The sequence below is a fragment of the Halobacterium litoreum genome (assembly GCF_021233415.1).
Lineage (GTDB): Archaea > Halobacteriota > Halobacteria > Halobacteriales > Halobacteriaceae > Halobacterium > Halobacterium litoreum.
This window is the reverse complement of sequence record NZ_CP089466.1, coordinates 2,219,714-2,240,656: the sequence shown is the minus strand read 5'-3', so window position 1 is coordinate 2,240,656 and position 20,943 is coordinate 2,219,714. Positions and strand designations below refer to the sequence as shown.

Annotated in this window: 21 protein-coding genes and 1 tRNA gene; 17 read left to right on the top strand and 5 right to left on the bottom strand. The window is 67.6% G+C overall.

The annotated features are described in order from the left end of the window. The first annotated feature begins 76 nt into the window (after positions 1 to 76). The 5 genes from LT972_RS12260 to LT972_RS12240 all read left to right on the top strand — a co-directional run bounded on the left by LT972_RS12260 (position 77) and on the right by LT972_RS12240 (position 3,458). Entirely contained in the window at positions 77 to 757 is a 681-nt protein-coding gene (locus tag LT972_RS12260; RefSeq protein ID WP_232570670.1) for an MBL fold metallo-hydrolase, read from the top strand. Between the two features lie 89 nt (positions 758 to 846). Then, the gene (locus tag LT972_RS12255) at positions 847 to 1,293 is read left to right on the top strand and encodes a DUF7522 family protein (protein WP_232570669.1); all 447 of its coding nucleotides are present in this window, start codon (positions 847 to 849) and stop codon (positions 1,291 to 1,293) included. A 163-nt stretch (positions 1,294 to 1,456) separates the two neighbouring features. Continuing rightward, positions 1,457 to 1,693 (top strand): sulfurtransferase TusA family protein, encoded by a 237-nt coding sequence (locus tag LT972_RS12250; RefSeq protein WP_232570668.1) that lies wholly within the window; start codon positions 1,457 to 1,459, stop codon positions 1,691 to 1,693. Further along, the gene (locus LT972_RS12245) at positions 1,690 to 2,832 is read left to right on the top strand and encodes an NAD(P)/FAD-dependent oxidoreductase (RefSeq protein ID WP_232570667.1); all 1,143 of its coding nucleotides are present in this window, start codon (positions 1,690 to 1,692) and stop codon (positions 2,830 to 2,832) included. Before LT972_RS12250 ends, LT972_RS12245 begins: the two co-directional genes overlap by 4 nt. Positions 2,833 to 2,834: 2 nt before the next feature. Next, positions 2,835 to 3,458, top strand: a complete 624-nt coding sequence (locus LT972_RS12240) for a DUF1641 domain-containing protein (RefSeq protein ID WP_232570666.1) — start codon at positions 2,835 to 2,837, stop codon at positions 3,456 to 3,458. A gap of 118 nt (positions 3,459 to 3,576) precedes the next feature. Here the strand turns inward: LT972_RS12240 and LT972_RS12235 are convergent, their stop codons facing one another. Further along, positions 3,577 to 4,056: an Lrp/AsnC family transcriptional regulator gene (locus LT972_RS12235; protein WP_232570665.1), complete on the bottom strand. Its 480-nt coding sequence runs from the start codon at positions 4,054 to 4,056 to the stop codon at positions 3,577 to 3,579. 322 nt (positions 4,057 to 4,378) lie between these two features. Here LT972_RS12235 and LT972_RS12230 point away from each other — a divergent pair, with 322 nt between their 5' ends. Both LT972_RS12230 and LT972_RS12225 read left to right on the top strand, forming a co-directional pair. Next, positions 4,379 to 6,187 (top strand): PAS domain-containing protein, encoded by a 1,809-nt coding sequence (locus tag LT972_RS12230; RefSeq protein ID WP_232570664.1) that lies wholly within the window; start codon positions 4,379 to 4,381, stop codon positions 6,185 to 6,187. A gap of 157 nt (positions 6,188 to 6,344) precedes the next feature. Next, a tRNA-Ile gene (locus tag LT972_RS12225) sits at positions 6,345 to 6,458 on the top strand. A gap of 75 nt (positions 6,459 to 6,533) precedes the next feature. Here LT972_RS12225 and LT972_RS12220 read toward each other — a convergent pair. Both LT972_RS12220 and LT972_RS12215 read right to left on the bottom strand, forming a co-directional pair. After that, positions 6,534 to 8,213, bottom strand: a complete 1,680-nt coding sequence (locus LT972_RS12220) for an acyl-CoA synthetase (protein WP_232570663.1) — start codon at positions 8,211 to 8,213, stop codon at positions 6,534 to 6,536. 71 nt (positions 8,214 to 8,284) lie between these two features. Further along, positions 8,285 to 9,034, bottom strand: coding sequence for an SDR family NAD(P)-dependent oxidoreductase (locus tag LT972_RS12215; protein WP_232570662.1), 750 nt, complete (start codon positions 9,032 to 9,034; stop codon positions 8,285 to 8,287). Between the two features lie 183 nt (positions 9,035 to 9,217). On the opposite strand from LT972_RS12215, the gene LT972_RS12210 reads away from it, so the two are divergent. After that, positions 9,218 to 10,294 carry a squalene/phytoene synthase family protein gene (locus LT972_RS12210; RefSeq protein ID WP_232570661.1) on the top strand — a complete coding sequence of 359 codons (1,077 nt, stop codon included), beginning with the start codon at positions 9,218 to 9,220 and terminating at the stop codon, positions 10,292 to 10,294. A gap of 9 nt (positions 10,295 to 10,303) precedes the next feature. Here LT972_RS12210 and LT972_RS12205 read toward each other — a convergent pair whose 3' ends face one another. Further along, positions 10,304 to 10,903, bottom strand: coding sequence for a TetR/AcrR family transcriptional regulator (locus tag LT972_RS12205; RefSeq protein WP_232570660.1), 600 nt, complete (start codon positions 10,901 to 10,903; stop codon positions 10,304 to 10,306). Positions 10,904 to 10,973: 70 nt separating this feature from the next. After that, positions 10,974 to 11,180 (bottom strand): hypothetical protein, encoded by a 207-nt coding sequence (locus LT972_RS12200; protein ID WP_232570659.1) that lies wholly within the window; start codon positions 11,178 to 11,180, stop codon positions 10,974 to 10,976. Between the two features lie 110 nt (positions 11,181 to 11,290). Here LT972_RS12200 and LT972_RS12195 point away from each other — a divergent pair, with 110 nt between their 5' ends. The 9 genes from LT972_RS12195 to LT972_RS12155 all read left to right on the top strand — a co-directional run bounded on the left by LT972_RS12195 (position 11,291) and on the right by LT972_RS12155 (position 20,943). Next, a complete protein-coding gene (locus LT972_RS12195; protein ID WP_232570658.1) occupies positions 11,291 to 11,680 on the top strand; it encodes a zinc ribbon domain-containing protein in 390 nt (129 codons plus the stop codon). Positions 11,681 to 11,861: 181 nt separating this feature from the next. Continuing rightward, positions 11,862 to 12,386, top strand: coding sequence for a hypothetical protein (locus LT972_RS12190; protein WP_232570657.1), 525 nt, complete (start codon positions 11,862 to 11,864; stop codon positions 12,384 to 12,386). Positions 12,387 to 12,560: 174 nt separating this feature from the next. Beyond that, complete coding sequence (locus LT972_RS12185; protein ID WP_232570656.1) at positions 12,561 to 15,422, top strand: bacterio-opsin activator domain-containing protein; 2,862 nt, start codon at positions 12,561 to 12,563, stop codon at positions 15,420 to 15,422. A gap of 112 nt (positions 15,423 to 15,534) precedes the next feature. Beyond that, complete coding sequence (locus tag LT972_RS12180; protein ID WP_232570655.1) at positions 15,535 to 15,678, top strand: rubrerythrin-like domain-containing protein; 144 nt, start codon at positions 15,535 to 15,537, stop codon at positions 15,676 to 15,678. A 2-nt stretch (positions 15,679 to 15,680) separates the two neighbouring features. Next, the gene (gdhB, locus tag LT972_RS12175; protein ID WP_232570654.1) at positions 15,681 to 16,967 is read left to right on the top strand and encodes a glutamate dehydrogenase GdhB; all 1,287 of its coding nucleotides are present in this window, start codon (positions 15,681 to 15,683) and stop codon (positions 16,965 to 16,967) included. Between the two features lie 388 nt (positions 16,968 to 17,355). Then, entirely contained in the window at positions 17,356 to 17,937 is a 582-nt protein-coding gene (locus tag LT972_RS12170) for an archaellin/type IV pilin N-terminal domain-containing protein (RefSeq protein WP_232570653.1), read from the top strand. A 103-nt stretch (positions 17,938 to 18,040) separates the two neighbouring features. Next, a complete protein-coding gene (locus LT972_RS12165; RefSeq protein WP_232570652.1) occupies positions 18,041 to 18,727 on the top strand; it encodes a haloacid dehalogenase type II in 687 nt (228 codons plus the stop codon). Between the two features lie 92 nt (positions 18,728 to 18,819). Continuing rightward, complete coding sequence (locus LT972_RS12160; RefSeq protein ID WP_232570651.1) at positions 18,820 to 19,728, top strand: AEC family transporter; 909 nt, start codon at positions 18,820 to 18,822, stop codon at positions 19,726 to 19,728. A gap of 198 nt (positions 19,729 to 19,926) precedes the next feature. Then, the gene (locus tag LT972_RS12155) at positions 19,927 to 20,943 is read left to right on the top strand and encodes a TRAP transporter substrate-binding protein (RefSeq protein WP_232570650.1); all 1,017 of its coding nucleotides are present in this window, start codon (positions 19,927 to 19,929) and stop codon (positions 20,941 to 20,943) included.

Genomic DNA, 20,943 nt, shown 5'->3' with positions numbered 1-20,943 from the left:
CTTCTCACACACTCACCCGCGGAGCATCGGCTCCGTGAGGGAAACACCGATTGTGGTGCCGTGAGGACTGTCACGCATGGCGAACCGCGTGACCGACGGCCTCTGGTGTTTCGACTGCCGGACGTTCGACCAGCCGAACGCCTTCCTTCTGGACGGGGACGGCCTCACGCTGGTCGACGCGGGCTGGCCCGGTGACCACGAGACGGTCCGCGAGGGCGTGCGGGACGCGGGCTTCGAACTCGGGGACGTGGACCGCGTCATGCTCACGCACTACGACGCCGACCACGTCGGCGGTCTCTCCCGACTGCCCGAACTCGACGCGCCGGTCTACGTCCACGCCGACGAGGCGGGGCTCGTTCGCGGCGACGAGAGACCGCCCTGGACGGCGCGCAACGGCATCGAGGCGCTCCACCGGCTCTACTACCGGCGCCTCGACCTCGACGGGATCGACGTGCGCGAACTCCGAGACGGCGACGAAATCGCGGGCTTCCGCGCCGTCCACACCCCCGGGCACACGCCCGGCCACCTCGCGTACGTCCACGACGACGCCGGCGCCGTCTTCCTCGGTGACCTCGCGTACGGCTGGGACGACTCCCTGAAGGCGTCGGGAAGATTCACGAGCTACGCGGTGGGGCGAGTCCCGGACAGTGTCCGGTCGCTCCTCGACCCGGCAAGCGGCCTCGACTACGCCTGTCCGGGGCACGGCCCCGTCCTCGATTCGCCCCGCGAGAAACTCCGGGGACTGCTCGACGACTGACGCGGCCGTCCCCGAGTCGGGCAGGGAGGTGTCTCCGAGAGAGAAACACGTCGGCGTGGTTCTTGTCCGGTCTCCGAGACGAACCGACGATGCCCGAATCACAGACCGGACGCAGTGGTATCGACACCAGCACCGAGAACGATATCGTCACGGTGTCCATCCCGGCCGGCGCGGAACTTGACGAGGACGAGACCGAGTCGATAAACGCCGAGTTCTTCAACGCGGTTCGAGAGCCGGACGTGTCGGCCGCCCTCACAGTGCTGCGAAACGAGAACGCGCTGAGCGGTCGCGTGTTCGAGCGAACCGGCTTCGCCGAAGGCCCCGTCCGCACCGCCATCGCCGACCGCGCTGGCGACTCCGACATCGGTCCCTACGAGTTCACCGTGCGCTTCCACCGCGACGGCTTCGTCGTTCGGGTCATTCAGGGCGACGCCGGCGTCCTCTTCACCACCGACGCGATGAACGTCGACGCCTTCGAGGACGCCGCGACCGCCATCCGCGGCCTGCTCGCCGACGCCCGACGCGCGTCCGAATGACACCGCTCTTGGTGGCTGCTCCGCCCTCCGTGGCTGTGCAGTCCGTTCTCCGGGTGTCGGTCGGATGTGTTGACTCGCGTTCCGACTCCTGCTTTTCCCACAATATTGGAATTATAGTACAATACTATTTTGGGGGAGCGCGTAGCCCCACCCGTGAGACGCTATGCCAGACATTGAACCCAAGACGACGGTCGACGCGCGCGGCGCAGCGTGCCCGGGTCCACTGATGGACCTCGTGAGCGCCATCCGGGGTGCCGACTCCGGGGACGTCGTCCGCCTCCTGAGTGACAACGAGCAGTCCCGAACCGACGTGCCCGAGTGGGCCGAGGAAGCCGGGAACGACGTCCTCGCCGTCGAAGAGCGAGACGACCACACGGCGTTCTACGTGGAGAAAGCATGACCGAACACGTCGTCGTCGTCGGTGGCGGGACTGGCGGGACCGTCCTCGCGAACGACCTCGCCGAGCGCCTCGACGCCGAGGTCGCAGCCGGGGACGTCCACATCACCCTCGTCAACGACGACCCCGACCACGTCTACAAGCCGGTGTGGCTGTACGTGCCGTTCGACCAGCGCGAACCGGCCGACGGCCGGCGCCGCCTCGACGAACTCGTCCCCGACGAGGTCGACCTCCGAATCGACCGCGTGACCGACATCGACACCGAGAGCAAGCGCCTCGGATTCGGCGACGGTCCGTCGCTCAGTTACGACTACCTCGTGTTGGCGACCGGGTCGACACTCGAACCCGAACGGATTCCCGGCCTCGAGCAGGCGGGCCACGACTACTACAGCGAGTCGGGCGCCACCGCGCTCCGCGAGGAACTCCTGTCGTTCACCGAGGGACACCTCGTGTTGAGCGTCGTCGGGTCGCCCCACATGTGTCCCGCGGCGCCCCTCGAGTTCGTGTTCATGGCCGACGACTGGTTCCGGAAGCGCGGCCTCCGCGAGGACGTCGACATCACGTACACGTACCCGATTCAGCGCGTCCACGGCAACTCCCACATCGCCGAGTGGGCGCGCCCCATCATGGACGAACGCGACATCGAGGTGGAGACGTTCTTCAACGCCGAATCGGTCGACCCCGACGCGCAGTCGATAACCTCGATGGAGGGGGCCCACCTCGACTACGACCTGCTGGTGGCGATTCCGCCCCACGCCGGCATCGACCTCGTAGAGGACGCCGGCCTCGGCGACGACGGCTGGGTCGATGTCGATAAGCACACGCTCGAAGCCGAGGCCGCCGAGGACGTCTACGCGCTCGGTGACACCGCCGACACGGGCGTGCCGAACGCGGGCAGCGTCGCGCACTACCAGGCCGGCGTGGTCGGCCAGCGCCTCGCCAGCGAGATTCGCGGACGCCCGGCGACCGCGACCTACGACGGGAAGACGCTGTGTTTCATCGAGACCGGCATGGACGCGGCGTCGTTCGTCGAGTTCGACTACGAGAACCCGCCGTCGCCGGCGCCGCCGTCCCAGAAACTGCACTGGTCGAAACTCGCGTACAACGAGTCCTACTGGCTCACCGCACGGGGGTTGCTCTGACCATGACTGAGAACGGAGAACTCGAGCGGTCGGCGCTCGAGTCGGCAATCGAGGAGAACCCCGAGGCGGTCGCCGACTTCGTCGAGAACCTCGACGCCGTCAACGAACTCCTCGACGTGCTCTCGTTGGGCGAGCGCGCGCTCTCCGACGAGATGGTCCGCGACCTCTCGGCGACCGGGTCGACGCTCGCCGAGTCCGCGGACGGGATCGCGACCGACGAGACCGTCGAGTTGGCCGCGGCGGTCGGCGAGAACGGCGCCGAACTCCAGGACGCTCTCGAGACGCTGGTCGACCTCCAAGAGCGCGGCACGCTCGACGAACTCGTGGAACTCGCCGAGGTCGTGTCGCTCGCCACCGCGGCCCTCGACGACGAGATGGTGACCACGCTCGCCGGGACCGGCGCGTCACTCGGCGAGGTCGCACAGACAGCCGCCGACGACGACACCCGAGACGGCATCGAGTCTCTCCTCGCGGCCGTCGGCGAAACCGAACGCCAGCCCGCCGAGCGAGTCGGCCCCGTCGGGTTGCTCCGTGAACTTCGCGACCCCGACGTCCAGTACGGACTCGGGTACGTGTTCGCGCTCGCCGCCGCGGTCGGCCGAGCGCGCGCGTCCTCCCCGGAGTGAGCAGCCCCGACTCCGTCCTCTGTGGTGGGGGACCACACGCGCGTCGAACCCTCCGTTACCTCCCGGATTCCAGTCCTTCGGGGGTCCGAGTGTGCGTTCGCGCCGGAACGCGGGCGCGTCACTCGTCGTCTCGGTCCGTGCCCGGGACGCTCGTGAAGTCGATGGGCTTGGTGTGGTTGGTGCGGATGAGCGTCTCGTCGTTGATTTCGAGCGGGAGTTCGTCGAGCCGCTCTGCCATGTCCGTGACGTCTCTGTCGGTCGCTCCGACCATCTTGATGTGGAGGTTCTCCTGGCCGGTCATGAGTTCGGTCACTTCGAGCACCTCCGGGAAGGTCATGATCTGTTCGGCGACGTCGGCGCGGTTGCTGATTCGGGTCGTGCAGATGAAATGAAAGAAGAGGTCGAGGCCCGCTTCGCCGGGGTCGACGGTGGCCTTGTAGCCGGTGATGACGCCGGCGTCTTCGAGGCGGGCCATTCGGTTGTGGACCGTGTTGTCGGAGACACCGATTCGGTCGGCGAGCTCGGTCGCGGTGTACCGTGCGTTCGACTGGAGGAGCCGGAGTAACTCCCTATCGGTGTCGTCGAGTTGGTGTGGCATTCGGCTCGGTTACGTCCAGAATACGAGGGGTGTGGTAAAAATATTACTCACGCCGTTCTCTATCGGTAAAAATCTCGCAACTTGTGACGCGGCGACACAAAAACCCGGTCCAGGAAATACACTTCTCGAAGCAAAATCTGTCTCGTTTTCGAAAATCAAACCTCTTTACGAACATCGGAAAACCCTCGAATTAGTTAGGAAGGGATTTATTACATTTCGGAATGTCACGCCCGCTATGGGTGGGTGTAGGGGCTCCTGTAGTTCCACTATTGACTGCTCGCGGTCACCCGCACCGACCGACTCCGGCTAGGTACGACAGCACATGAGCGAAGAGACGAACACACCGCCCGACGGCCTCACAATCGGGTCAGAACTGGACCGCCAAGCCCTCCTCACGGACGTCGACGAAGGCGTTACCGTCCTCCACATCGAAGACGACGACGACTTCGCCGACCTCGTCTCGGTGTTCCTCGAACGGGAACGCGAGTTCTTCGAGGTTCGAACCGAGACCACGCCGTCCGACGGCGTGGAACTCGCCCGAGAGGGCGACGTCGACTGCGTCGTCTGTGACTACGACATGCCAGCGATGGACGGCCTGGACGTCCTCGAAGCCATCCGCGAGGACGCCCCTGACCTCCCGTTCATCCTGTTCACCGGGAAAGGCAGCGAGGAAATCGCCAGTGAGGCGATATCCGCCGGCGTCACCGAATACCTCCAGAAAGAGGGCGGCACGGAGCAGTACGAGGTGCTCGCGAACCGCATCGAACAGGCCGTCTCCCGGCGTCGCGCCGAACGCCAGGTCGCGTGCGGATTCCGCGCCATCGAAACGGCCCACGACGGCATCAGCCTCCTCGACACCGACGGCGAGTTCGTCTACGTCAACGAGGCGTACGCGGACATCGTCGGCTACGAACGGACGGAACTACTCGGGCGACACTGGGACATCCTGTACGCGGAGGACGAAACGGCCCGCGTCGCCGAAGAGATGCTCCCGCAGGCGAGAGACGGCGAATGGGTCGGCGAAACGGACTACCGCCACAAGAACGGCGAGACCGTCACCGTCGACCACCGCTTGATATACACGGACGAGGACACCTTGGTCTGCACCGTCTCCGAGACCGACGACGCCGAAGCGGTCCGCGACGAGCTCTCGCTGAAAGAACGCGCGATGGACGAGACGCCCATCGGAATCACCATCACCGACGCGGCCCAGCCGGACAACCCCATCGTTTACGCGAACGACGGATTCGTCGAGACGACGGGCTACTCCCAGTCGGACGTCCTCGGCCGCAACTGTCGATTCCTCCAAGGGGAGCGAACGCGCGACGAACCGGTCGCCGAACTGGCCGCCGCCATCGACGCCGGCGAAGCGGTGAGTGTTGAACTCCGGAACTACCGCCGAGACGGGGAACTGTTCTGGAACCGCGTCACGGTAATCCCGCTGACCGACGCGGACGGCGACGCCGAACACTTCGTCGGGTTTCAGGAGGACGTCACGGCGCGACGAGAACTGCTCGAGGAGTTCGGGTCGCTCGCCGGCGTCCTCTCACACGACATGCAGAACCCGCTCCAGACGATTCGCGGCCGACTGGAGCTGGCGGTCGAGACCGGGGACGTCGAACACGTCGAGGAAGCGCTCCCGTCCCTCGACCGGATGAGCCAACTGATAGACGACGTCGCCGACGCCCTGGAGTCCGGCACCATCGTCGGCGAACACCAGAAAATCGACGTGCGAGAACTCGTCGAAGGCATCTGGGACTCCCTGGACCAACACGGGGACACGGGGTCACTCGAAGTCGACGGCACGCCGACGGTTCACGGGAACCCGGAAGCCGTCCGTCGGATGTTCGACAACCTCCTCGGGAACTCGATAGAACACGGCGAACCACCGGTGGACGTTCGCGTCGGCTCCTTCGAGGACGGCATCTACCTCGAAGACAACGGGCCGGGAATCCCCGAGAAGAACCGAGAGCGCGTGTTCGAACAGGGATTCTCGACGAAAGAGTACAACGGCGGCACCGGGATGGGGATGGCGAGCGTCCGGCAGATCGTCCTCGCGCACGACTGGCGCATCGAAATCGGCGACAGCGAGTCCTCCGACGGCGTCCGATTCGAAATTCAGACCAGGTGACGGCCGTCCGAGACAGCACGCCCGCTTTCTCTACTCGGCGTGCCGAACCGACGATGCCGACAGCACCGACCACGAACCGCACGCGGCGGCGGTGTCGCTGAACGCCCTGGAGCAACCCGATACGCTAAAGGCCGTCCCACAGAAATCTGGGCACACAGGGCCCTTAGCTTAGTCTGGTTCAAAGCCCCCGGCTCATACCAGTCTCCCGTCGCCTCGCGCGGCGGGACTGTGGGACACCGGGTGAGCGGTGGTTCAAATCCGCCAGGGCCCATCCACTCCCTCGGCGGTTCTCGCTTCACACCGAGCGGTGGCGGATTCTGTACCTCGCAAGCGCTCGGTGTGGGTTTCACTCCACGTCGGCTTCCGCTTCGGCGTCGTCCTGCAGTTCTGTCCGGCGAATCTTCCCGGTGACCGTCTTCGGGAGGTCGTCGACGAACTCGATTTCGCGGGGGTACTCGTGGGCGGAGAGTTCGGATTTGACGTGGTCGCGGACGTCGGTCTTCAGGTCCTCGCTGGGGGTCGCGGCCTCGCTCGGGACGACGTACGCCTTCACGATGTTGCCGCGCTCGCGGTGTGGTTTGGGGACGACGGCGGCCTCCGCGACGGCGTCGTGTTCGCCGAGGGAACTCTCGACCTCGAAGGGGCCGATGCGGTAGCCCGAGGAGAGGATGACGTCGTCGGCGCGGCCCTCGAACCAGAAGTAGCCGTCCTCGTCGACGTGCGCGAGGTCACCCGAGAGATACCACTCGCCGTCGGGGCCGTCGACGAAGCAGGCGTCGGTCTTCTCGGGGTTCTCCCAGTAGCCCGCGAAGAAACACGGGTAGTCGCCGCGCTGGGCGATTTCTCCCGTCTCGCCGGGCGGCAGGACCTCGCCGGTCTCGGGGTCGACCACGGCGGCCTCGATGCCGGGGAGGGGTTTGCCCATGGAGCCGGGGCGCAACTCCATCGTCGGGTAGTTGTTGATTATCATGTTCCCTGTCTCGGTCTGGCCGTAGGTGTCCAGAATCGTCACGCCGAGGGCGTCCTCGCCCCACTCGACGACGCCCGCCGACAGCGGTTCGCCGATGGACAGCGCGTGCCGCAGGTCGAGGTCGGCGCCGTCGAGGACGCCCTCGTTCTCGCGGAGCATCCGGTAGGCGGTCGGCACCGAGAACAGCACCGACACGGGGTAGTCGTCGAGCAGGTCGGCCCACGTCTCGGGGTCGAACTCGCCCTCGTAGACGAACAGCGTGGTGCCCCAGAACCACGCGCCGAGCGCGTTGATGGCGCCGGTGAGCCACCCGAGGTCGCCGGTCGACCAGTAGAGGTCTCCCTCTTGGAGGTCGACGCTGTAGCGCTGGGTCGCGGCGACGCCCGCAATCCAGCGGTGCTTGTGGCGCACGCCCTTCGCGGGCCCGGTCGTTCCGGACGTGTAGTAGAGCATTGCGTCGTCCTCGCCGCCGGTCTGGGCCGTCTCGTAGTCGGTGCTCGCGTCGGCCATCGCGTCCGCGAAGTCCACGTCGCCGTCGCGGATTCCGTCGCCGCGGTCGACCACGACGACGTGCTCGACGCTCGGCACGTCGTCGAGCGCTCGCTCGATGGTGTCGCGGTTCTCGGAGGTGGTGACGACGGTGGTGGCGTCGCAGTCGTCGAGGCGGTACGCGATGCCGTCCGGGCCGAAGCGCTCGTTGATGCTCCCCCACGTCGCGCCGCGCTTGAGCGTGCCGACGAGCGCGACGAAGTGCTCGGGGATGCGGGGCATGTAGGAGAACACGCGTTCGCCCCGCTGGACGCCGAGGGATTCGAGGACGTTCGCGAACTGGCTGGTCTGGTCGGCGAGTTCCGCGAACGTCAATTGGGTCGCGTCGCCGTCGACGCCGACCTGCTGGAGGGCGATTCGGTCGCCGCCAGCGGCGTGGCGGTCGGCGACCTCGTGGGCGATGTTCAGCGACTCGGGGGCGTCCCAGTCGGCTTCGGCGTAGATGTCGTCCCAGGCGAACGACTCGTATCGCGACTCGTAGTCCGCGAGGTTGTGCTGTGGGGACATACGTCACGACGTATAACTGTCGGGGAGATAAAATTTAGCCCGCGTTCGCCTTCGGGCCGCAGTCGGAACGGCTACTGTTGGGTCTCGCCGCCGTCGACGGGGAGCGCGTGGCCGGTGACGAACGACGCCTCGTCCGAACTCAGCCACGCGATGGCGTTCGCCACCTCCTCGGGGTCGGCGGGCCGGCCCATCGGGACGTTCCCGACGACCTGTTCGCGCTCGCGCTCGGTCATCGACTGGAGCGCCGGCGTGTCCACGATGGTCGGGCAGACCGCGTTGATGCGGACGGCCTCGTCGGCCACCTCCAGCGCGGCCGACCGCGTCAGTCCGACGACGCCGTGCTTGCTCGCGCCGTACGGCGTGCGCCCCGGACTCCCGCGGATGCCTGCCTTCGACGCGACGTTGACGATGGCGCCGCCGCCGGATTCGAACAGCGCCGGGAGTTCGTGTTTCATACCCGCCCAGACGCCGGTCTGGTTGACGTCGAGCACGCGGTGCCACTCCTCCTCGTCGATGTCGGTGATTGGCGCCGGCCGGTTCCCGGTGGCGGCGTTGTTGACCGCCACGTCGAGGCGGCCGTGCTCGTTCAGTGTCGTGTTCACGAGCGCCGCTATCGACGCCGGCCGACTGACGTCGACTTCGACGAACGTGGCGTCGCCGCCGCGGTCCTCGATTTCCCCGGCCGTCTCGTGGCCGCTCTCGGTGTCGATGTCGGCGACGACGACGGTCGCACCGTCGGCCGCGAATCGGTGCGCGGTGGCCCGTCCGATACCCGACCCGGCGCCGGTGACGAGCACGATAGTGTCGGTGAAGTCGTACACGATACTTATCTATTGAACGTTTAGTAAAGTACTTTCTGGAAACACACCTCAGAACACTACACGGGGTCTGGAGGTGCATTCTGTCGTCTCTCGGAGACGCTGAATATAAATACTAACTGTGCATTCAACAGCGCGAGGGCTCGCACACCCAGACGCGGCCGCCCGACACACTCCGCCCCACCGATGACAACACAGCACTCCCGGCGCGGCGACGCCCCGGACCGCACGTACTGCCACCGCACCGTCCAAGACGTCTCCCGGACGTTCGCGCTCACCGTCGACCAGCTCGCGGCACCGATGGCCGACTACGTCTGCGTCGGCTACCTCCTCTGTCGCATCCCTGACACCGTCGAGGACACCACCCACGTCTCGCCCGAGCGTCGCGTCGCCCTCCTGGAGACGTACCGGGACGCCCTCGACCCGGGGACGGACACGACCGCCGACGACTTCGCGGCCGCCGTCGCACCGCGGATTCCCGACCGCCGGACGCGTCCCGACGAGCGCGACGCCGACTGGCGCCTCGTCGCCGACGCGCCGACCGTGCTGGCGACCTTCGCCGACTTCGACCCGGCGGTCCGCGCGGCGATGCGACCGCCGATACTGGAGTTAGTCGACGGGATGACGCGCTTCGTCGACCGGTACGCCGACGAGGACGGCCTCCGCATCCAGACGGACGTCGAACTCCGGAGTTACTGTCACTACGTCGCCGGCACCGTCGGCACGCTCGTCACGAACCTCCTCGCCCGGCAGTCGCTCCCGGCAGGCCGCGCGAACGCCCTCCGCACCAACGCCGAACACTTCGGGCGCCTCCTCCAACTCGTGAACGTCGCGAAGGACGTCCGCGACGACTACGCGACCGAACGGAACGTCTACCTGCCCGCCGACTGGCTGGCCGCCGAGGGCGTCTCACAGGACCGACTGCTCGCCGACGAGAACCGGTCGGGCGTCGCGCGTGTCGTCGAGCGAGTCGTCGAACGCGCGAAATCCCACCGCGACGGCGCCGAGGCGTACCTGCAGGCGATGCCGCTCGGAGACGGCAACACGGTCGTCGCGTGGGCGCTCCCCTACCTCCTCGCCGTCGGGACGCTCAGGGAACTGTCCAAGCGGCCGGCCGACGCCGCCACCGACCGACCGGTGAAAGTGTCCCGCGAGGAGGTGGCCGCGGTCGCGGCGGCCGTCCGCGACGGCGGCCGCGAGTCGATTCCGCGCCTCCGGGAGACGATTTCGCGCGCGCCCCTCCACCGCGCCGACGGCGCGTGACCGGGCGGGCTAGTCGGCGGTGATGCGGTCGACGTGCGCGCGAATCGCGGCTTTCAGCGACTCGATGGACTCGTCGGGGTCGTAGACGGTGAGGCGGCGGGCGCGCGTCCCGACGAGCAACGAGACGAGCAGTTCGGTCTCCACGTCGAGGTCGAGGGGTTCGAACTCGCCGGCGTCGACGCCGCGCGCGAGGACGTCGCGGATGTAGTCGGCGAGTTCGTCCTCGACGGCGAGGTACTGCTCGCGGCAGTCCTCGTCGTGGGGCGCGTTCACGCGCAGTTCGAACATCGCCAGCATCACGCGGTACGGGTCGTCGTCGACGGTCGTCGGCAGCAGCGTGTCGACGAGCGTCTCCAGTTCCTCCCGGGGCGATTCAGAGGCGTCGGGGAGGTCTGCGAGGAACTGCTGGAGGACGTAGTCGAGGAAATCGAGGAGGAGGGCGTCCTTGCTGTCGTAGTGGTAGTACAGCAGCGTCTTGCTGTTCTCGAACTCGTCGGCGATTTGCTGTATCGTCAGGTCGCCGTACCCGTGTTTGGTGAGCGCGCTGTACGTGGCTTCCATGATGTCCCGTTTTCCGGGGTCCAACTGGTCGGGGTCGTCGCCGGTCATTGCCTCGTGGTTGCGTGTTCGACGGAGGTGTCCCTTTCGGGTCGCGCGGCGTCGCTCGCCGTTCTCGCGGTCACAGCGTCGCGACGTAGCCGACCCAGAGGAGGACGGAGAACGCGCCGACGCCCGCGAGCAGGTAACTGTAGACGGCGCGCGTGTCGCCGTACACCTTGTACCCGCTGTACACCGAGGCGAGGCCGGCGAGCGGGAGAATCACGAGCGAGACGACGGCGCTTATCGCGCCGAGCGCGAGATACTGTCGGGTTCTCGTGTCGGTCATTGGAGTCTCACACCCGTGACTAACCATTTGGTAAATACTTAAACTACCGGTCGAGGTACCGCGCCTCGCCGACCAGAATACCTATACCTCGGTGAACGTTCGTTCAATACATGAACGGGTCGGCCCAGAAACGGCCGTGGCTCGCCGCGCTCCTGACCGCCTTCGCCGTCGGTCTCGGCCACCTCTACCTCCGACGCTGGCGGCGCGCGCTCGGGTGGCTGTTCGTCCTCCTCGGCACGTCGTACCTCGTCGGGCCGGCCACCGTACAGGCGTACGTTCTCGGGGACGCCCCCGCAGGCGCCGTCCTCCCGTTGCTCGTCCTCTCCGCGCTCGCCACCGTCGACGCGTACGTCGCCGCACGTGCCTACAACGCCCGGCGGCGCGTCCGCATCGACCAGACGGCGTGGCCGACGTGTCCGAACTGCCGGCGCTCCCACGACCCGGACCTCGACTTCTGTCAGTGGTGTGGCGACCGCGTCGAGGCGCCCGACGACGACTGACGGTCGCCGGCTCGGCCCCACCGCGCGCCACCGGCGCCGACCCGCGCTCGTTCGAAGTAGAATCCTTTACGTCCCATTGCTCGGTACCCCTGGGCGTGACAGGTAGTCCGCCCCCGACGCGGTTGGTCCCCGCAACGGCGTGCCACCCTCGGCAGTCCCTCCCCGAAGCCGGGGCGCAGTGATGCTGGGCGCGATAGAGACGCTCGTAGCGACGACGACCGGTCCGCTCGGACTCCTCTTGGTGTTCGCCTTCTCTTTTCTCGTCGCGTTCGTCCTCCCGCTCCCCGGCGAACTGGTGTTGATTCCGGCGGCGAAGATGGTGCCTGGCGTGCCACCGGTCGCGAGCATCGCCGTCGTCGTCGCCGTGAGCGCCGTCGGGAAGGCCATCGGGAGCGTCGTCGCGTACCGCGTCGGGCGCGGCACCGTCGAGTCGCTGTCGACGTGGTGGCTACTCGGGCGGTTCAGTTTCGGGTCGAGCGCCGCACCCATCGAGGGCCGCGTCACGTCGTTCGTCCGGCGGTACGGCTACGTCGGACTGGCGGTCACGCTCTCGATTCCGCTGATGCCCGACACCGCCGTCATCTACGCGTTCAGCCTGCTCGAAACCGACGACGAGCGGATGCTCGCGCTCGCTGCGTTCGTCGGCACGGTCGGGCGGCTCGTGGTGTCGCTCGCGCTCGTGACCGGCGCCCTCCGGTTGGTCTGACTGCCGCCGCGACCCGGCACCCCGCGCCGCGTCCGCGACAGTTGTATAGTAAAGCATCGTACTAGACCGACATTGAACTGTAATGCACGCGACTTCTGGGCTCGTGCGAACTAACGGGACTCGACCCCCGGCCGACGGCGGCGCGCCGTCGCCGACTCGCCACGCTCTCACGTGATGGTTCCATCAGACTCCGTACTCGACTCGTCGGCGGTACTGGTCGTCGGACAGACGAACTGGGCGACGGCCGTCGCCGACGCGCTCCGCGAACGCACCGACGCCGCGGTCGAACGCGTCGACACCGCGAGCGACGCACTCGACGCGGGCGACGCGGACTGCGTCGTCACCGCCGCCGACCTCCCGGACGACTCGGGGGTGGCGCTGACGCGCGCGCTCCGCGAACACACCGCGACGCTCCCCGTGATTTTGGGCGCGGCGTCGGGCAGCGAACGGCTGGCGAGCGACGCCGTCGCCGCCGGCGTCTCCGAGTACGTCGCGGTCCGCGACCCGCTCGCCGACAGCGTCGACGAGACGCTCGAACGGGCCGAACGCGCCGTCCGCGAAGCGCGCCGGACGACCACCCAGCGCGAGCGCGCCCGGCAGTTCGACGCCATCTTCCACGACGCGCGCACCGCGACGTGGGTGCTCGACGCCGACGGCCGCCTCGAACGCGTCAACCAGACCGCGCGGGACTTCCTCGACGCGAACGCCGGCGACCTCGTCGGGGACGCCTTCTGGACGCTCCCGTGGTGGCCGGCCGACGACGGCACCCGCGAGGACATCCGGCGCGTCGTCGACTCGGCGCTCGACGGCGGGTTCGGGCACGCCGTCGTCACGCGCTCCGGCGTCGCGGACGACCGCGTCGTCGAACTCTCCGCGCAGTCGGTCACCGACGAGCGCGGGAACGTCGTCTCCGTCGTCGTGGAGGGCGTCGACACCACCGAGCGCGTCGACCTCGAACGCGACCTCCGGCAGTCCGAACAACTCCACCGCGTCACCCTCAGCAACATGACTGACACCGTCCTGATGACCGACGAGGACGGCGAGTACACGTACGTCTGCCCGAACGTCCACTTCATCTTCGGGTACACCGCCGACGAGATACGCGACCTCGGACCCATCGACGAACTGCTCGGCGACGACCTCTTCGACCGCGAGGAACTCGCCGAGGGGGGCGTCCTGAAGAACATCGAGGTGACGGCCACCGACAAGGCGGGACGCGAACACACGCTGCTCGTGAACGTCCGCGAGGTGTCGATTCAGGACGGCACGCTGCTCTACAGCTGCCGCGACATCACGATGCGAAAGCAACGCGAGCAGGCGCTCGCGACCCTCCAGGAGACGGCGCGTGACTTCCTGTACGCCGAGACGCACGGCGAAATCGCCCAGCAGGTCGTCGCGGACGCGGCGTCCGTCCTCGACCTCGACGCGACCGCGGTGTATCTCTTCGACGCCGACGACAACGACCTCCGGCCCGCCGCCCACTCCCAGGGGATGCGCGACCTGCACGGCCCGCTGCCGACGGTGCACGCGGACGGCGAGACGCTCCCGAGTTACAGCTTCGTGGAGGACGAACCGCTGTTCTTCGACGACGTCCACGACGCCGACCGGCTCGGCAACCCCGCGACCGACCTCCGGAGCGCGGCGTTCATCCCGCTCGGCAACCACGGCGTGTTCGTCGCCGGGTCGAACGAGGTCGGCGCGTTCGACGAAGTCACGCGGGAACTCGCCGACCTGCTCGCGGCGACCGCCGAGGCCGCCCTCGACCGCGTCCGTCGCGAGTCCCGGCTCCGCGAGCAGGACCGCGAACTCCAGCGCCAGAACGACCAGCTGACGACGCTGAACCGCACCAACGAGACCATCCGGGAGATCGACCGGGCGCTCGTGCGCGCTGAGACCCACGAGGAGATAGACCGCGCCGTCTGCGAGCGCCTCGCGGACGACGACCGCTTCCGGTTCGCGTGGGTGGGCTCCGTCGACGCCGCGACCGGCGCGGTGACGCCGCGAGCGTGGGCAGGCGACGGGAAGGGCTACCTCGACGAGCAGTCCTTCGACCCGGACGCCGACGCCGCCGAACCGGCGGTGCGGACCGCGGCGACGGGCGACGTGACGAAGGTGGCGAACGTCCCGGCCGACCTGCGCGCGGCGCCGTGGCGCAAGCGCGCGCTCGCCCGCGACTTCCTCTCGGCGTTGAGCATCCCACTCGCGTACAACGACCTCACGCACGGCGTGCTGACGGTGTACGCGGCGACGCCGGACGCCTTCGACGAGACGATTCGCACCGTCTTAGAGGAACTCGGGGAGACCATCGCGGCCGCCATCAGCGCGAGCGAACGCAAGCGCGCGCTGCTCACGACGTCGATGACGCGCGTCGAGTTCGACGTCACCGACCGGTCGTTCGTCCTCGCGCAGCTTGCGCGGGCCGCGGACTGCACGCTCGCATACGAGGGCGGCGTCCAGCAGACGACCGACGGCAGCCACGTCTTCGTGGTCGTGGAGGACGCCGCCGTCGACGGCGTGGTGGCGGCCGCGAGTGACCTCGTGGCGGTCGACGACGCGCGCGCCGTCGGCGGCGGCGAGAGCGGCGGCGTGGTTCGCCTCGCGCTCTCCGAGCCGTTCGTCGCGACGTCGCTCGCCGACCACGGCGCGATTCTCCGGAACGCGACCGTCTCGCCGTCGGAGACGCACATCGTCGTGGACGTGCCCGAGCGCGTGGACGCCCGCCACGTCACTCAACTGGTCGAGCGCTCGTTCGCGGACGCCGACCTCGCCGCCAAGCAGACCCGCGAGCAGGCCTCGGAGAACGGCTTCTACGCGGGCGTCCTCGACGACCTCACTGCCCGGCAACTGGAGGTCTTGGAGACGGCGTACTACAGCGGCTTCTTCGAGTCGCCGCGCAAGAGCACCGGCGAGGACGTGGCGGACTCGCTGGGCATCTCGCCGCAGGCGTTCTACCAGCACGTGCGCGCGGTCCAGCGGAAACTCGTCGCTGCGCTCGTCGACGACCACGTCCCCATCGCGACGAGCGGGACGACGTAGGGGTTGAACTCTCAACCCGAATCGCTGGCAGTCGGTTTCGTAATCAACTGACGAACACTCCCTGACGCAAGTATTACCGCTCGGTGAGCGTCCGCCGCGGGCGCAACGACCAATGAGAGACGTAGACCCAACGCCGAGCGAGGAGTCGCCCTACGAGTGTTTCGACTGCGGGAACGTCGTCGTCACCGAGGACAATCCGGGGGAGTGTCCGGACTGCGCCGGCGCGATGCGCAACCGACGGACGCCCATCGAGTGACAATGCCGGCGACTACCACTACCGAGGACGACCGCGAGGAGTCGGAACCGGAGTCGGCCCTGGAGACGGCGCGCCGCCAACTCCGCGAGGCGGCCGAACACGTCGACGTCGACTCGGGCGTCATCGAGCGCCTGAAACACCCGACGCGAGTCGTCCGCGTCTCCGTCCCCGTCGAGCGCGACGACGGCACCGTCGACGTCTTCGAGGGGTACCGGGCACAGCACGACGACGTGCGCGGCCCCTACAAGGGCGGCCTGCGCTACCATCCCGAAGTGACCGACGAGGAGTGCATCGGCCTCTCGATGTGGATGACGTGGAAGTGCGCCGTGATGGACCTCCCGTTCGGCGGCGCGAAGGGCGGCGTCGTCGTGAACCCGAAGGACCTCAGCGACGACGAGCGCGAGCGTCTGACCCGGCGGTTCGCCGAGGAGATTCGGGACGAGGTCGGCCCGAACCAGGACATCCCCGCGCCAGACATGGGGACGGACGCCCAGACGATGGCGTGGTTCATGGACGCCTACAGCATGCAGCAGGGCGAGACCATCCCCGGCGTCGTCACCGGGAAGCCGCCGGTCGCCGGCGGGAGCCACGGCCGCGAGGAGGCGCCCGGCCGGAGCGTCGCCATCGTCACTCGCGAGGCCATCGACTACTACGACAAGGACATCGCCGACACCGACGTGGCCGTGCAGGGCTTCGGGAGCGTCGGGTCGAACGCCGCCAAACTGCTCGACGACTGGGGCGCGAACGTCGTCGCGGTCAGCGACGTGAACGGCGGCATCCACGACCCCGACGGCCTCGACACGCACGCGATTCCGTCCCACGCCGAGGAACCGGAGGCGGTCATGGGCTACGACGCCACGAGCACGATTACGAACGGGGACCTCCTCGAACTCGACGTGGACGTCGTCGTGCCCGCCGCCATCGGGAACGTCCTCACCGAAGCCAACGCCGACAGCGTGCAGGCCGACATCGTCGTCGAGGGTGCGAACGGCCCGACCACGTCGCGCGCCGACGAGATGCTCGCGGAGCGCGGGATTCCGGTGATTCCGGACATCCTCGCGAACGCGGGCGGCGTCACCGTCTCGTACTTCGAGTGGCTCCAGGACATCAACCGCCGGAAGTGGTCCGGCGAGCGCGTCCGCGAGGAACTCGAATCCGAGATGCTGTCGGCGTGGGACGCGGTGCGGTCGGTAGTCGACGAGCGAGACCTGCGCTGGCGGGACGCCGCGTACGTCGTCGCGCTCGAACGAATCGGGCGCGCGAAGGAAGCCCGCGGCCTCTGGCCGTAGCGACCGCTGTCACGCTACCGAGCCGACGACAGAAACGATGCGTGCCCGAGGCGGTACGGGGAGGGACCGCCTCGGAGGGAGCGAGAGGAAGTCAGGGACAGGGTGGGGTGCCGTCTGACATCGGTCCTCGGACAACTGCTCCCGGTAGCCCCTCAGCGGCAGTCGATACAAAGTAGTTGGGATTCCGATACAGTGCGACGGCGCCGGGGGTTGTTCTTACGCTCGCACTCCTGAATTCGTCCTTCCTGCTCGCGAACTCGGCCCGCCGCACCGACGCCGAACGGGCGCGGCATTTTCACGGGTAATAACTGCGCCGTAGGCTTATATACCCCGACCGTTCCCGGTACAGTACGCCCCGTGGAGTCAGGCGGGCGAATCTACCAAACTAATGTTCGAGTTCATCAACGACGAAGACGAGCGCGGTCAGGTGGGGATCGGGACGCTCATCGTGTTCATCGCGATGGTCCTGGTCGCCGCGATCGCCGCAGGCGTTCTCATCAACACGGCCGGCTTCCTCCAGTCCAAAGGTCAAGCGACTGGCGAGGAAGCCTCTGCACAGGTCTCCAACCGCATCAACGTCGTCTCCGCCTACGGCAACGTCAACGCCTCCGGAAACGTCGACTTCGCGAATCTGACGGTGCGGCAGGCCGCGGGCGCCGACAACATCAACCTCTCGAAGAGTACGATTCAGTGGATCGGCCCGGACACCGCCACCACCCTCACCTACGACAGCTCCGCCGCGAACGACACGGAGTTCACCACCGAGTCCATCAAGGGCGAGAACCCCGACGTGCTCGTCGACCAGTCCGACCGCATCAAGGTCGTCATGGCCGCGAGCAATATTACCACGGACGGACTGAAGGCCGGCGAGGAAGTCCAGCTGACGGTCACGACGCAGTACGGCTCGAAGACCACCTACTGGGTCAACGTCCCCGAGTCCCTCGAGGACAAGGAAGCAGTCAAGCTGTAACTCCACCTCGAACTCTTCTCTCGCGGTCGCTGTGTGTCGACGGCTTGGCATCACGTCCCGGCGTGGGCCGACAACTAAGGTGTCGCCCGCCGTGTGTCGTCGCATGCCACTCGACGCGGACCGCGTGCAGACGGTGACGTTCGACTCGTACAGCACGCTCGTGGACGTCGACGCGGCGGAAGCCGCGCTCGCGGACCGCGTCCCGGACCCGGAGCCGGTGTCGCAGTTGTGGCGGTCGCAGTCGCTTGCGTACACGTTCGTCGCGAACCACGTCGACGCGTACCGGCCGTTCTACGAGGTGAACCGGGCGGCGCTCCAGTACGCGCTGGACGCTCACGATGTCGACTGCTCGTCCGACGAGCGCGACGACATTCTCGCCGTCTACCACGAACTCGACGTGTTCGACGACGTCCGCGACGCCATCGAACGCCTCCGCGACGGCGGCTACGACTGCTACGTCGTCTCGAACGGCGACCCGGAGATGCTCGCGTCGATGGTCGAGCACGCGGGCATCGGCGACCTGCTCGAAGACGCGATTAGCGCCGACGAGATTCGCGTGTTCAAGCCCGACGCCGCGCTCTACCAGCACGCCGCGGGCCGAACCGGCACGCCGATTCGGGCCATCGCGCACGCCACCGCGGGGTGGTTCGACGTGTTGGGAGCGACCCACGCCGGGATGCAGGGCGTCTGGGTGAACCGCGGCGGCGGCGGCCCGTGGGCGTCGTTCGGCGGCGACCCGGACGTCGCGGTCGACTCGCTGCACGGACTCGCCGACGCGCTCGACTGCTGACCGACGCCGTCCGGTCGCTCCGTCGGCGGGCGCCACGGGGAAAATATGGGAGCGACCCGAACAGGCAAACCGCTGCGTCGACTGCTGTGGGCATGGAACTGGTGGGTCGACTGCTCGGGTTGCTCGCGTTGCTGTTGGCGGGGACGGCGCTCCGGGCGGTCGGCGTGCTGGACGAGACGCGCAGCGAGCGCTTGAACGCGTTCGCGTACTACGTCGCGTTGCCGGCGCTCATCTTCGTGTCGACGTACGACCAGTCGGTGGCGTCGCTGGTGACGCCGGCGCTGTTCGCGGGGCATTCGTTCGTGTTGTTGGCGACGGCGGGCGTCGCGTGGGCGGTCCACCGGGGGCGCGGCGAGCGTGCGGAGCGGAGCGTCGCCATCGTGCAGTCCTATCACTCGAACGTCGGCTACCTCGGATTTCCGCTGATAGCGGCGACGTTCGACGCGCGCGTCACCGCCGTCGCGGGCGTCGTCCTCGGCGTCGTGTCGCTTGTGCAGGTGCCGTTGACGATTGCGGTGTTCGTGAGCGTGAACGAGGCGGACGTGCCGTTGCGCCGGGAGGCGACACAACTGGTCGCGAACCCGGTGTTGCTCTCCCTGTTGGCCGGGTTGTTGGTGGGCGCCGGGGACGTCGGCGTGCCCGCGGGGGTGGCTGGCGGTCTCGACGCTGTCGGGTCGTTGGCGTTGCCGACGGCGTTGCTGTGTGTCGGCGCGTCGCTGGACGTGGACGTGCCGTCGGTGGACGCGTGGTCGACCGGGACGGTGGTCGCGTTGAAGGTCGTGTTCATGCCCGTGTTGGCGTGGTTGGTGTTCCGTGGGTTGGCGTCGGACGCGGCGACGGTGACGGCGAGCGTGGTGATGCTCGGGACGCCGACGGCCGTCTCGACGTTCGTGTTCGCGGGGGAACTCGGCGGGGACACGGAGTTCGCGTCGTTGAACGTGTTCGCGTCGACGGTGGCGTCTGTCGCGACGCTGTTCTCGTTGGTCGCGCTCGTCGGGTGACGGGCGACGCGATGCGGCGAATCGACCGTTTCGAGTCGCAGTGGCGTAAATACAAGCCGTAGCGGTGTTTTTTCAGGGGAATCAGACAGGTACCTGTCAACAAATCTATCTGCAATACGAACATTGATAGTGATACGCCCGTGGAGAGGTATCATGGTAAATGGTGACAATGGGCGTAGAATCTCCCGCCGAACCTACTTGCAGACCGGCGCTGCGGCGACCGGCCTCGGCGTCCTCGCGGGCTGCATGGGCCTGTTCGGCGGCGGTGGAACGACCACGCTGCGGGCGAACTCCCCGGCGGCCGAAGGCTCCGTACACGGCGACGCGGCCGCGTGGCTCGGCGAGTACGTCTCCGAAGAGACGGGCGGCTCCATCGAAATCGACGCGTACCGGAACAGCGAACTCGGCGGCCAGATCGAGTCCATCGAGAACGTCTCCTCGGGCTCTCTGGACATGTACGTCATCCCGTACGCGCTCACGGGCACCCAGTACCAGCCGGCGCAAGTGTTCGACGCGCCGTACCTCTACGACCCGGACAACCCCTACGAGGACATCTACGAGAAGACCGACCCGCAGGACTCCGAAATCGCCCAGCAGGTCATCGACGACCTCGTCTCCGAGACCGACATCCGGTCGCTCGGCGCGGTCGTCCAGGGGACACGGCGCGTCACGCTCAACGTGAACAACGAACCGCCGCGCAACCCCGAGGAACTCTCCGAGTACACGATGCGCGCAGTGCCCATCGCGATGTACTCGGAGGCGCTCAAGGCGCTCGGCGCCCAGACCACGAACATCGACTTCTCGGAGGTGCCACAGGCGCTCGCCACCGGGAGCATCCAGGGCCAGGAGAACCCCTACAACATCATCCGGTCCTCGGGCATCTGGGAGAACCAGAACTACATCCTCGAGACCAACCACATGCACTCGCCGCTCGCCGTCATCATGAACGAGGGCGTCTTCCAGGACCTCTCGGAGAGCGAACAGCAGGTGTTGTACGACGGCGTCCGCGAGATTCAGCCGCGGGCGACCGAGACCCTCGAGAGCAACCTCGAAGGCCACAAGTCCTTCATGCGGGACAACGGCCTCACCATCGTGCCGCCCGAAGACCTCGAAATGGACGCGTTCCGCAGCGCCGCCCGGTCGCGCATCCGGTCGCAGTTCCCGGACCTCATCGGCACCATCGAGCAACTGCACGGGGACGGCTACCCAGCCTAA

Coding starts and splice junctions, on each gene's coding strand:
- LT972_RS12210 (WP_232570661.1), top strand. CDS start 9,218: ATGACAACACAGCACTCCCGGCGCGGCGACGCCCCGGACCGCACGTAC.
- LT972_RS12230 (WP_232570664.1), top strand. CDS start 4,379: ATGAGCGAAGAGACGAACACACCGCCCGACGGCCTCACAATCGGGTCA.
- LT972_RS12195 (WP_232570658.1), top strand. CDS start 11,291: ATGAACGGGTCGGCCCAGAAACGGCCGTGGCTCGCCGCGCTCCTGACC.
- gdhB (WP_232570654.1), top strand. CDS start 15,681: ATGCCGGCGACTACCACTACCGAGGACGACCGCGAGGAGTCGGAACCG.
- LT972_RS12220 (WP_232570663.1), bottom strand. CDS start 8,213: ATGTCCCCACAGCACAACCTCGCGGACTACGAGTCGCGATACGAGTCG.
- LT972_RS12165 (WP_232570652.1), top strand. CDS start 18,041: ATGCCACTCGACGCGGACCGCGTGCAGACGGTGACGTTCGACTCGTAC.
- LT972_RS12190 (WP_232570657.1), top strand. CDS start 11,862: ATGCTGGGCGCGATAGAGACGCTCGTAGCGACGACGACCGGTCCGCTC.
- LT972_RS12160 (WP_232570651.1), top strand. CDS start 18,820: ATGGAACTGGTGGGTCGACTGCTCGGGTTGCTCGCGTTGCTGTTGGCG.
- LT972_RS12205 (WP_232570660.1), bottom strand. CDS start 10,903: ATGACCGGCGACGACCCCGACCAGTTGGACCCCGGAAAACGGGACATC.
- LT972_RS12170 (WP_232570653.1), top strand. CDS start 17,356: ATGTTCGAGTTCATCAACGACGAAGACGAGCGCGGTCAGGTGGGGATC.
- LT972_RS12260 (WP_232570670.1), top strand. CDS start 77: ATGGCGAACCGCGTGACCGACGGCCTCTGGTGTTTCGACTGCCGGACG.
- LT972_RS12180 (WP_232570655.1), top strand. CDS start 15,535: ATGAGAGACGTAGACCCAACGCCGAGCGAGGAGTCGCCCTACGAGTGT.
- LT972_RS12235 (WP_232570665.1), bottom strand. CDS start 4,056: ATGCCACACCAACTCGACGACACCGATAGGGAGTTACTCCGGCTCCTC.
- LT972_RS12255 (WP_232570669.1), top strand. CDS start 847: ATGCCCGAATCACAGACCGGACGCAGTGGTATCGACACCAGCACCGAG.
- LT972_RS12200 (WP_232570659.1), bottom strand. CDS start 11,180: ATGACCGACACGAGAACCCGACAGTATCTCGCGCTCGGCGCGATAAGC.
- LT972_RS12250 (WP_232570668.1), top strand. CDS start 1,457: ATGCCAGACATTGAACCCAAGACGACGGTCGACGCGCGCGGCGCAGCG.
- LT972_RS12185 (WP_232570656.1), top strand. CDS start 12,561: ATGGTTCCATCAGACTCCGTACTCGACTCGTCGGCGGTACTGGTCGTC.
- LT972_RS12240 (WP_232570666.1), top strand. CDS start 2,835: ATGACTGAGAACGGAGAACTCGAGCGGTCGGCGCTCGAGTCGGCAATC.
- LT972_RS12245 (WP_232570667.1), top strand. CDS start 1,690: ATGACCGAACACGTCGTCGTCGTCGGTGGCGGGACTGGCGGGACCGTC.